Source organism: Limimaricola sp. G21655-S1, assembly GCF_027213785.1.
Lineage (GTDB): Bacteria > Pseudomonadota > Alphaproteobacteria > Rhodobacterales > Rhodobacteraceae > Limimaricola.
On the sequence record NZ_JAPWGO010000003.1, the window covers coordinates 243,260 to 252,195 of the forward strand.

At 68.4% G+C, this 8,936-nt stretch carries 12 protein-coding genes and 1 tRNA gene; 4 read left to right on the top strand and 9 right to left on the bottom strand.

Going from position 1 to position 8,936, the window contains the following annotated elements:
• Positions 1 to 76 precede the first annotated feature (76 nt).
• The 3 genes from rpsI to O4G76_RS05535 all read right to left on the bottom strand — a co-directional run bounded on the left by rpsI (position 77) and on the right by O4G76_RS05535 (position 2,600).
• Complete coding sequence (gene rpsI / locus O4G76_RS05525; RefSeq protein ID WP_085896551.1) at positions 77 to 568, bottom strand: 30S ribosomal protein S9; 492 nt, start codon at positions 566 to 568, stop codon at positions 77 to 79.
• The gene (rplM, locus tag O4G76_RS05530; protein WP_269396375.1) at positions 568 to 1,029 is read right to left on the bottom strand and encodes a 50S ribosomal protein L13; all 462 of its coding nucleotides are present in this window, start codon (positions 1,027 to 1,029) and stop codon (positions 568 to 570) included. The genes rpsI and rplM overlap by 1 nt, the downstream gene beginning before the upstream one ends.
• 173 nt (positions 1,030 to 1,202) lie before the next feature.
• Positions 1,203 to 2,600, bottom strand: a complete 1,398-nt coding sequence (locus O4G76_RS05535) for a PLP-dependent aminotransferase family protein (protein ID WP_269396376.1) — start codon at positions 2,598 to 2,600, stop codon at positions 1,203 to 1,205.
• A gap of 89 nt (positions 2,601 to 2,689) precedes the next feature.
• Between O4G76_RS05535 and O4G76_RS05540 the strand changes: the two genes are divergently transcribed.
• Positions 2,690 to 2,911, top strand: coding sequence for a DUF1127 domain-containing protein (locus tag O4G76_RS05540; RefSeq protein ID WP_085896548.1), 222 nt, complete (start codon positions 2,690 to 2,692; stop codon positions 2,909 to 2,911).
• A 69-nt stretch (positions 2,912 to 2,980) separates the two neighbouring features.
• On the opposite strand, the gene O4G76_RS05545 is transcribed toward O4G76_RS05540, so the two are convergent.
• Positions 2,981 to 3,418, bottom strand: a complete 438-nt coding sequence (locus tag O4G76_RS05545) for a PaaI family thioesterase (RefSeq protein WP_269396377.1) — start codon at positions 3,416 to 3,418, stop codon at positions 2,981 to 2,983.
• A 211-nt stretch (positions 3,419 to 3,629) separates the two neighbouring features.
• On the opposite strand from O4G76_RS05545, the gene O4G76_RS05550 reads away from it, so the two are divergent.
• Positions 3,630 to 4,337 carry a B12-binding domain-containing protein gene (locus O4G76_RS05550; protein ID WP_269396378.1) on the top strand — a complete coding sequence of 236 codons (708 nt, stop codon included), beginning with the start codon at positions 3,630 to 3,632 and terminating at the stop codon, positions 4,335 to 4,337.
• 8 nt (positions 4,338 to 4,345) lie between these two features.
• Positions 4,346 to 4,972: a DUF1638 domain-containing protein gene (locus O4G76_RS05555; protein WP_269396379.1), complete on the top strand. Its 627-nt coding sequence runs from the start codon at positions 4,346 to 4,348 to the stop codon at positions 4,970 to 4,972.
• Positions 4,973 to 4,977: 5 nt separating this feature from the next.
• Here the strand turns inward: O4G76_RS05555 and O4G76_RS05560 are convergent, their stop codons facing one another.
• The 4 genes from O4G76_RS05560 to purM form a co-directional block, all read right to left on the bottom strand.
• Positions 4,978 to 5,388, bottom strand: coding sequence for a SufE family protein (locus O4G76_RS05560; protein ID WP_269396380.1), 411 nt, complete (start codon positions 5,386 to 5,388; stop codon positions 4,978 to 4,980).
• Positions 5,389 to 5,513: 125 nt separating this feature from the next.
• The gene (gene rnd / locus O4G76_RS05565) at positions 5,514 to 6,689 is read right to left on the bottom strand and encodes a ribonuclease D (RefSeq protein ID WP_269396381.1); all 1,176 of its coding nucleotides are present in this window, start codon (positions 6,687 to 6,689) and stop codon (positions 5,514 to 5,516) included.
• A 91-nt stretch (positions 6,690 to 6,780) separates the two neighbouring features.
• On the bottom strand, positions 6,781 to 7,326 hold the full coding sequence (gene purN, locus O4G76_RS05570; RefSeq protein WP_373568009.1) for a phosphoribosylglycinamide formyltransferase: 546 nt from the start codon (positions 7,324 to 7,326) through the stop codon (positions 6,781 to 6,783).
• 47 nt (positions 7,327 to 7,373) lie between these two features.
• On the bottom strand, positions 7,374 to 8,414 hold the full coding sequence (gene purM, locus O4G76_RS05575; protein WP_269396383.1) for a phosphoribosylformylglycinamidine cyclo-ligase: 1,041 nt from the start codon (positions 8,412 to 8,414) through the stop codon (positions 7,374 to 7,376).
• Between the two features lie 108 nt (positions 8,415 to 8,522).
• Between purM and O4G76_RS05580 the strand changes: the two genes are divergently transcribed.
• Positions 8,523 to 8,598: transfer RNA gene (locus tag O4G76_RS05580), tRNA-Ile, on the top strand.
• A gap of 261 nt (positions 8,599 to 8,859) precedes the next feature.
• Here O4G76_RS05580 and O4G76_RS05585 read toward each other — a convergent pair.
• Positions 8,860 to 8,936: flagellar basal body rod C-terminal domain-containing protein (locus tag O4G76_RS05585; RefSeq protein WP_269396389.1), on the bottom strand; the 77-nt coding region annotated here is incomplete at its 5' end.

Here is an 8,936-nt window from a genome sequence, read left to right on the forward strand (position 1 = left end):
CGGAGATCACGCCGCCACACGCGAAAAGGGCGGCCCCGCGGGACCGCCCTTTCCTGTCGCATGGTCTGCGAAGATATCAGCGCTTCGAGAACTGGAAGCTACGACGCGCCTTGCGCTTGCCGTACTTCTTGCGCTCGACGACGCGGCTGTCGCGGGTCAGGAAGCCGGCGGCCTTGAGCGCGCCGCGCAGCGAGGGATCGTAGAGCTGCAGCGCCTTGGAGACGCCGTGCTTCACGGCACCGGCCTGGCCCGAGAGGCCGCCGCCGGCTACGGTCGCGAAGACGTCGAACTGACCGGCGACGCCGGCCACCTGGAACGGCTGGCGCAGGATCATCTGCAGCACCGGACGCGCGAAGTAGGTGTCGATGTCCTTGCCGTTGACCACGACCTTGCCGGTGCCCGGCTTGATCCAGACGCGGGCGACCGCGTCCTTCCGCTTGCCGGTGGCGTAGGAGCGGCCCAGCTCGTCGCGGACCGGCTCGCGCGGGGCGAGGGCTTCGGTGTTGACCTGACCTTCGGTCGAGACGGCCGAGCCCAGCTCTTCGAGCGAATTGATCTGATCGGCCATTATGCGGTCCTCGTGTTCTTCTTGTTCATGGACGCGACGTCCAGAACCTCGGGCTTCTGCGCCTCCATGCCGTGCTCGGCACCGGCGAAGACGCGCAGATGGGTCATCTGCTGACGCGACAGGCGGTTGCCCGGCAGCATCCGCTTGACGGCCTGCATCACGACGCGCTCGGGATGCGCACCGTCGAGGATCTGCTGCTTGGTGCGCGACTTGATGCCGCCCGGGTGGCCGGTGTGCCAGTAGAAGTGCTCGTCGCGCTTCTTGCCGGTCATCTGCACCTTGTCCGCGTTGATCACGATGACGTTGTCACCCATGTCCATGTGCGGGGTGAAGGAGGCCTTGTGCTTGCCGCGCAGGCGCATGGCGATGATCGAGGCGAGGCGGCCCAGAACGACGCCCTCGGCGTCGATCAGGATCCACTTCTTCTCGATATCCGCCGGGGTAGCGGTAAAGGTTTTCATGGTTCTGCCCTTGATCTGCAACGCGCACCGCCCCGTACGGGCCGCCCGCGCAAATTCGATGGGCGGGTTCTAAACGAAGCGATGGCACAGTCAAGCGCGCATCTCTCTAAATAATCGTGCGATATCAGTGGCTTGAAATTAAGGTATCATAATACCCCATCGAATTGGCGGTTTCAGACCTCCATCACCTGCGGCGGTGCGGCGAGAAGCGCCGCCAACCGGTCGATCGCCATCTCGAAGGCGGCGTCCTCGCGCAGGCCCGTCAGGGCGATGCGCACCGCCGAAGGCGCCCGCCCGTCGATCAGGGCGAATTCGTCGGCGGGCTTGAGCCGGATGCCCTCGGCCTCGGCGGCGCGGCTCAGCGACGAAGGCCGCCAGCCGCGCGGCAGGTCGAGCCAGGCGAAGGGCACGCCCTCGCGGGTGCGCGGCTGCCAAGGCGCGAGGCGCGCGTGCAGGATGGCGAGCCGCCTGCCCTGCACCTCCAGCACCGCGTCGCGTACCCGCTCGGCAAGCCCGCCCGACAGCGCCGCCTCGGCCAAGGACACGGTCGGCCGCGACAGGCCGAAGAACTGCTGCTGCGCCGCGACCCGCGGCAGCGTCACCCGGCCCGGCGCGGCGAGGATCGCGCCGAGCCGCAAATCCGGGCTCAGCGTCTTCGACAAGGTGGTCACGACCCATGAGCGTTCCGGCGCGAGGCGGCGATAGCTCGCATCCTCACCCGCATCCGACCGGAAGCAGTCGTCGTCGATGATTTGCAGATTGTACTGGCGGGCGATGGATACAATTTGCGCCCGCCGCTCCGGCGAGGTGCGGATCGTCGTCGGATTGTGTGCCTCGGCACTGGTACAAAGCAGTTGTGCCCCGGTCTCCCGGCAGGCCCGGTCGAGCGCCTCCGGCAGAAGCCCCTCGCCGTCGAAGGCGATCCCGGTGATCTCGGCCCGTACCAGCGCCGCGGCGTGGCGAAAACCGGGATAGGCCAGCTCCTCGGTGAGCACCACCGGGCGCGGGCCGTGCAGCAGCGCCTGCAGCAGCACCACCATGCCGTGCTGCGCCCCGGATGTGAGCACCACGTCCTCGGGATCGACCGGCCCATGCGCGGGCGCGGCGAACCATTCCGCCAGAAGCCCGCGCAGCTTGGCGTCGGCCTCGGGGCCGGGATAGCTGACATAGGCGTCCGGCGGCGGATCGGGCAGGTTCTTCAGCAAATCATGCAACATCCTGCCTTGGCCGACATCGGCCACCTGCGCGGTACGCAGATTCAGCATGCGGCCATCCTGACCGGTGCCGCTGGCATCGATGAGCGCGGGCAACGGTGCCGGCAGGTCCGGCTCGGCCACAAAGGTGCCGCGCCCGACCACGGCGCGCAGCACCTCCTGTTCGACGAGATCCTTGTAGGCCCGCGCCACCGTGCCGGGCGTCACGCCGAGCCGCCAGGCCACCTCGCGCACCGGCGGCAAGCGGTAGCCGGGCGCGATCACCCCCGAACCGATCGCCTCCTGAATCGAACGCTTCAGCGCCTGATGCTTGACAGGTCCGCCCTTGTCGAGGCTGGGCCACCAGATTGTATCCATGACAAAACTTCCGTGGACGTCATTTGCACGGCATTGTATGCCTATTGGACAGCATATAGCTATATTGTACCAATACAAGAGAGATCGACATGACCACGCTCGCCCCGACCGCCACGCCCTTCGAGGCCGCTCTCGACCAGGGGGCCATTTCCGCGCTTCTCGTCGGCCTGGCTCGGCGCGTGGCGCTGTGGGAGCGGCGCGCCCGCACCCGTCGCGCGCTGGCGCATCTCGATGCGCGAGCACTGCGCGATCTCGGGCTCGACCCCATCGCCGCGCAGGCCGAGGCCGCGCGCCCGTTCTGGAAGGGCTGATCCCCGGCCCGACCATGCCTCGGGGGCCGGAGCGATCCGGCCCCTTTTTTCATGCGGCCTCGCGGGTCGTCAGGCCGGTGCCGCGCCCTGCGCCGCCCCGGGGGGAATCGAATAGGTCATCGAGGCCCGTGCCACCGGCGCCGCCTGCCCTTCGCTGAACAGCAGCGCCTCGCCCACCGCGAGGCGGCGCCCGAGCTTCAGAAGCCGGGTTTCGGCCAGCAGGTCCGCCCCGGCCTCGGGCCGACGCAGGAAATCGATCGAGGCGCCGGTGGTGACCGCCTGCGCCACCGCGCCGATCTCCGACAGGATCGCCAGATAGATCGCCACGTCGGCCAGCCCGAACATCGCGGGCCCCGACACCGTGCCGCCCGGGCGCAGATGCATCTCGGCCACCCTGAGCCGCAGCACCAGACGTCCGTCCTCGACGCTCTCGACCGCGAATTGTGCGGCCACCTGCGCGAAGTCGCGCGCGAGAAATGCGGTCAGTGCCGCCCGGTCCATCTTCATGCCGATCTCCTCCCCCAGGCGCCCAAGCTCCCGCAAGCCCGGATGGGGGGCAAGCCCCCAGTTGAGCCGGGCTCATATTCGTCGTGGGTCCTTTTCATTTGCATCCTCGTCGGTTGCGATGCAGGCAGTGTCGGAAACGGCCGCGACCCGCGCGCCGATCCGGGCGTTGATCCGCCCCAAGACCCATCGCCCGCCCCAGGAGCCCCGAGACATGGCTGACGAAGATGACGACCTGATCCTCTCCGAACTCGACGATGAAGAGCTCGTCGCGCAGATGTTCGACGACCTCTATGACGGTCTCAAGGACGAGATCATGGAGGCGACGCAGATCCTGCTCGATCGCGGCTGGCAGCCCTATGACGTGCTGACCAAGGCTCTGGTCGGCGGCATGACCATCGTCGGCAACGATTTCCGGGACGGCATCCTCTTCGTGCCCGAGGTGCTGCTCGCGGCCAATGCCATGAAGGGCGGCATGTCGATCCTCAAGCCGCTGCTCGCGGAGACCGGCGCGCCGCGCATGGGCAAGATGGTGATCGGCACCGTCAAGGGCGACATCCACGACATCGGCAAGAACCTCGTGGCGATGATGATGGAGGGCGCGGGCTTCGAGATCGTCGATCTCGGCATCAACAACGCGGTCGAGAGCTATCTCGAGGCGCTGGCGCGCGAGAAGGCCGACATCCTCGGCATGTCGGCGCTGCTGACCACCACCATGCCCTACATGAAGGTGGTGATCGACACGATGAAGGAGCAGGGCATCCGCGACGACTACATCGTGCTGGTGGGCGGCGCGCCGCTCAACGAGGAGTTCGGCCGCGCGATCGGCGCCGACGCCTATTGCCGCGACGCCGCCGTCGCGGTCGAGACGGCCAAGGACTGGATCTCGCGCCGCCACAACCAGATGCAGGCGGGCGCCTGAGCGAGACGATGCAGCCGGATGACGCGACGCTGACGCGCGACGGTCTCGCCCCTTCGGGGCGGGGCCGCGTGCTGCTCGTCGCCTGCGGCGCGCTGGCGCGCGAGATCCTGGCGCTGATCGGCCGGAACGGCTGGGATCATCTCGACCTGCACTGCCTGCCCGCGATCCTGCACAACCGGCCCGACAGGATCGCGCCCGCGGTCGAGGCGGCGGTGGCCGCGCGCGGCGCGGGCTACGAGCGGGTCTTCGTGGTCTATGCCGATTGCGGCACGGGGGGCGATCTGGCCCGGACCTGCGAACGACTCGGCATCGGCATGGTCGAGGGGCCGCATTGCTACGCCTTCTACGAGGGCGTCGAGGCCTTCGCGGAAAAGGGCGAGGTCACCTGTTTCTACCTTACCGATTTTCTGGTGCGGCAGTTCGATGCCTTCGTCTGGACGCCGCTCGGTCTCGACCGGCACCCGGAGCTGCGCGAGATGTATTTCGGGAATTACACGACACTGGTCTACCAGGCACAGACCGACGATCCGGCGCTCACCGCCCTCGCCCGCGCCCATGCCGAGCGGCTGGGGCTCGGCTTCGAGCGGCTGCTGACCGGCTATGGCGATCTGGAGCGGGCGCTGGCCCGCGCCTGACGCGGTCAGGCCGCGGTGAGCGCGGTTTCGCGAATCCGCTCGACCATGGCGCGCAGGCCATTGGAGCGCTGTGCCGAAAGATGGTCGTTGAGGCCGAGACGCGCTAGCTCGCCGCCCGCGTCGATCTTGGGCACCTGCGCCACCGGCACCCCGTCATAGAGCGCGTGCAGCACCGCGATCAGACCGCGCACGATCATCGCGTCGCTGTCGCCCCGGAAATGATAGGTACCCCCCTCGGGCGAAGGCACCAGCCAGACCTGGCTGGCGCAGCCATGCACCTTGGTCGCGGGCACCTTCAGCGCCTCCTCGAGCGGCTCCATCGCCTTGCCGAGTTCGATCACGTGCCGGTAGCGATCTTCCCAGTCGTCGAGAAACTCGAAGGTCTCGGCAATGTCTTCGAAGGCGGGCTGGGCCATCTGCGTCTCCTGCGGTTCGGGCTGTGGCTCAAAGGTAAGAACTGCGCCCGGATTTGCCAGTGGGAGGGGGCGCTGCCCCCGCCGCCTTTGGCGGCCCCCCGGCGTATTTTTGGAACAAAGTGGTCTCAGAGATCGACCGTCACCACCTGCGCGCCCTTCGCGGCGAGCGCCACGCGGCCCTCGCACAGCGCCAGCGCCTGCTCACCGAACACCTCGCGGCGCCAGCCGTAGAGCGCGTGCACCTCGCGCTCGCCCGCCGCCAGCGCGTCGAGCTCGGCCGAGCTCGCGATCAGCTTCGGCGCCACGCCTTCGGCTTCCGAGCGGGCCTTGAGCAGCACCCGCAGCAGGTCGGCCAGGGCCGGGTTCACCTGTAGCTGGTCGCGCGGCTTCTCGGCCTTGGGCATCTTGTCGGCGGGCAGATTGGAGGCGCGCTCGATCGCGGCGAGGATGCCGTCGGCGATCTCGCCCTTGCGGGCCTCGCGCAAGAGCAGCCGCGAGCGCCCCAGATCCTTCTCGGAGGCGGGGCGCGTCGAGGCCAGCTCGACCAGCGCGTCATCCTTGAACACGCGCGAGCGCGGCACGTCGCGCTCCTGCGCATAGGCCTCGCGGAACTGCGCCAGCTCGCGCAGCGCGGCGATGAATTTCGGCGAGTTGGAGCGCGTCTTGACCCGCTGCCAGGCCTCGGCCGGATCGACGCGGTATGTGGAGGGATCGTTGAGCACCGCCATCTCCTCGGCGACCCAGCGGGCGCGGCCCGACTTCTTGAGCTGCGCCGCGAGCCATTCGTAGATCACGCGCAGATGCGTCACGTCTGCCAACGCATAGGCCTTCTGCGCCTCGGACAGCGGCCGACGCGACCAGTCGGTGAAGCGCGAGGACTTGTCGATCTCGGCCTTGGCGATCTTGCGCGCCAGCGTCTCGTAGCCCGCCTGCTCGCCGAAGCCGCAGACCATCGCCGCGACCTGCGTGTCGAACAGCGGCGCCGGGATCAGACCGGCCTCGACCTGGAAGATCTCCAGATCCTGCCTTGCGGCGTGGAACACCTTGACCACGCCCGGATCGCGAAACAGCGTGTAGAGCGGCGCGAGGTCAAGGCCGTCGCCGGCCAGCGGGTCGACCAGCACGGCGCTGCCCTCGCCGCCATCCGGGCCGTCCTCGCCGGGATGGGCGAGCTGGATCAGGCAGAGCTTGGAATAATAGGTCCGTTCGCGCAGGAACTCCGTATCCACCGTGACATAGGCGTGCTTTGCGGCCCTCTCGCAAAAGGCGGCGAGGTCTTCGGTGGTGGTGATGGTCTGCATGTCGTCCCGTGCTTGCGGAGAAAAGGGGGCGGCGCGCGGCGCCGATCCCCGATCTCTTAGGCGATGGGCGCGCGGATGGAAAGCATGAGCCTCAGAGCCGGATCGGCGTCCTGTCGCCCATGGCGAAGCGGCGCAGCACCATCGGGTAGAGGATATGTTCCTTCTCGAGCACCCGCGCGGCCAGCCGCTCGGGCGTGTCGTCGGGACGCACGGGCACCCGCGCCTGCCCCAGCACCGGGCCACCATCGAGCTCGGCGGTCACCTCGTGCACCGAAACCCCGTGCTCGGCATCGCCGGCCTCGATTGCCCGCGCATGGGTGTGCAGGCCGCGGTATTTCGGCAGCAGCGAGGGATGGATGTTGAGCATCCGCCCCTCCCAGCGCGCGATGAAGGAGGGCGTCAGGATCCGCATGAAGCCCGCGAGGCAGATGAAGTCGGGCCGCGCCGCCTCCAGCCGTTCGGTCAGGGCCGCCTCGAACGCCTCGCGGTCGCGGCCGAAGGGCCGGTGATCCACCGCCGCCGTGTCGATGCCCAAGGCCGCCGCGCGGGCGAGACCGCCCGTGCCCGGATCGTTCGAGGCCACGAGCACCGGGCGGCACGGATGGTCGGGCCCCATGTCCCGGACCAAGGCGAGCATGTTCGAGCCGCCACCCGAGATCAGGATGGCGACGCGCTTCTTATCGCTCACGACAGCTTGCCCGTATAGGCGACCCCCTGCCCGGCCTCGACCCGGCCGAGCCGGTGCACGGTCTCGCCCTCGCCGGCCAGCAGCGCCTCGATCGCCTCGGCGCGTTCGGCCGAGACGACGACGACCATGCCGATGCCGGAATTGAAGGTCTTGAGCATCTCGGCCTGTTCCAGCCCGCCTTCGCGCATCAGCCAGTCGAAGACCGGCGGCAGCGACCATGCGTCCAAGTCGATCTCGGCGCCCATCCCCTCGGGCAAAACCCGCGGCAGGTTCTCGGTCAGGCCGCCGCCGGTAATGTGGGCCAGCGCATGCACGCCGCCCGCCCGGATCGCCGCCAGCACCGGCTTCACATAGAGCCGGGTCGGGGCCAGCAGCGCCGCGCCGAGGCTGCCGCCAGCGAAGGGCGCCTCGTCGTCCCAGCCCAGCCCCGCGCGCTCGACGATGCGACGCACGAGGGAATAGCCGTTCGAATGCACGCCGTCCGAGGCGAGGCCCAGGAGCACGTCGCCTTCGACCACGCCATCGGGCAGCGCCGAGCCGCGCTCCATCGCGCCCACGGCGAAACCGGCGAGATCGAAATCCCCGGCCGGGTACATGCCGGGCATCTCCGCGGTCTCGCCACCGATCAGCGCGGCGCCGGAGGCCTCGCAGCCCGCGGCGATGCCCTCGATCACCCGCGCCGCCTCGTCGAGCGCCAGCTTGCCGGTGGCGAAGTAGTCGAGGAAGAACAGCGGCTCGGCACCCTGACAGACGAGGTCGTTGACGCACATCGCCACGAGGTCGATGCCGACGCCGTCGAGATGGCCGGTGTCGATGGCGATCCTGAGCTTGGTACCGACGCCGTCGGTGGCCGCGACCAGCACCGGGTCGGTATAGCCCGCGGCCTTGAGGTCGAACAGCGCGCCGAAGCCGCCCAGGCCGGACATGGTGCCAGGGCGGTCGGTGCGTTTCGCCGCGGGCTTGATCCGTTCCACCAGCGCGTTGCCCGCATCGATATCCACCCCCGCCTGCGCGTAAGTGAGCCCGTCCTTCTGCATCGCGTCCCCCGAATGCCGGTTTGTGAAGTGACGCCGCGATACCTCAGACCCCCCGCGAGGGCCAGCGCCAACTTGACCCGCCCCTCCGGTCTGCTAGGAGGAACGCGGGGGCCCGTAGCTCAACGGTCAGAGCAGACCGCTCATAACGGTTTGGTTGGGGGTTCAAATCCCTCCGGGCCTACCAAGACACCCGTCGAGGCGCCGAGTTGCAGCGGCTGGCGGGAAGCAATGTCCGTAATTTCCGTGCCCCAAAGGGTCATGATGCCGTCACGGCGATTTCCCTTGAAGCTCGGTGCGATCGGACCTGCACCATCGGAAGCTGAATCGCTTCGGCGGACCGACTGGCACCAGTTGTTGGCAATGCCCCGAAGCGGAATCATTACCCGCCTACAGAGGTCCGCGCGGATCATTCCGATCCGGCGCGGCCCCTTAGACTTTACCGTGATCAGCGCTTGAGGTTGGTGGTTTCCTGCAGCATTTCGTCGACGGTGGTGACGATCTTGGCGTTGGAGGAATAGGCGC

Coding starts and splice junctions, on each gene's coding strand:
- rpsI (WP_085896551.1), bottom strand. CDS start 568: ATGGCCGATCAGATCAATTCGCTCGAAGAGCTGGGCTCGGCCGTCTCG.
- rplM (WP_269396375.1), bottom strand. CDS start 1,029: ATGAAAACCTTTACCGCTACCCCGGCGGATATCGAGAAGAAGTGGATC.
- O4G76_RS05535 (WP_269396376.1), bottom strand. CDS start 2,600: ATGGATACAATCTGGTGGCCCAGCCTCGACAAGGGCGGACCTGTCAAG.
- O4G76_RS05540 (WP_085896548.1), top strand. CDS start 2,690: ATGACCACGCTCGCCCCGACCGCCACGCCCTTCGAGGCCGCTCTCGAC.
- O4G76_RS05545 (WP_269396377.1), bottom strand. CDS start 3,418: ATGAAGATGGACCGGGCGGCACTGACCGCATTTCTCGCGCGCGACTTC.
- O4G76_RS05550 (WP_269396378.1), top strand. CDS start 3,630: ATGGCTGACGAAGATGACGACCTGATCCTCTCCGAACTCGACGATGAA.
- O4G76_RS05555 (WP_269396379.1), top strand. CDS start 4,346: ATGCAGCCGGATGACGCGACGCTGACGCGCGACGGTCTCGCCCCTTCG.
- O4G76_RS05560 (WP_269396380.1), bottom strand. CDS start 5,388: ATGGCCCAGCCCGCCTTCGAAGACATTGCCGAGACCTTCGAGTTTCTC.
- rnd (WP_269396381.1), bottom strand. CDS start 6,689: ATGCAGACCATCACCACCACCGAAGACCTCGCCGCCTTTTGCGAGAGG.
- purN (WP_373568009.1), bottom strand. CDS start 7,326: ATGCTCGCCTTGGTCCGGGACATGGGGCCCGACCATCCGTGCCGCCCG.
- purM (WP_269396383.1), bottom strand. CDS start 8,414: ATGCAGAAGGACGGGCTCACTTACGCGCAGGCGGGGGTGGATATCGAT.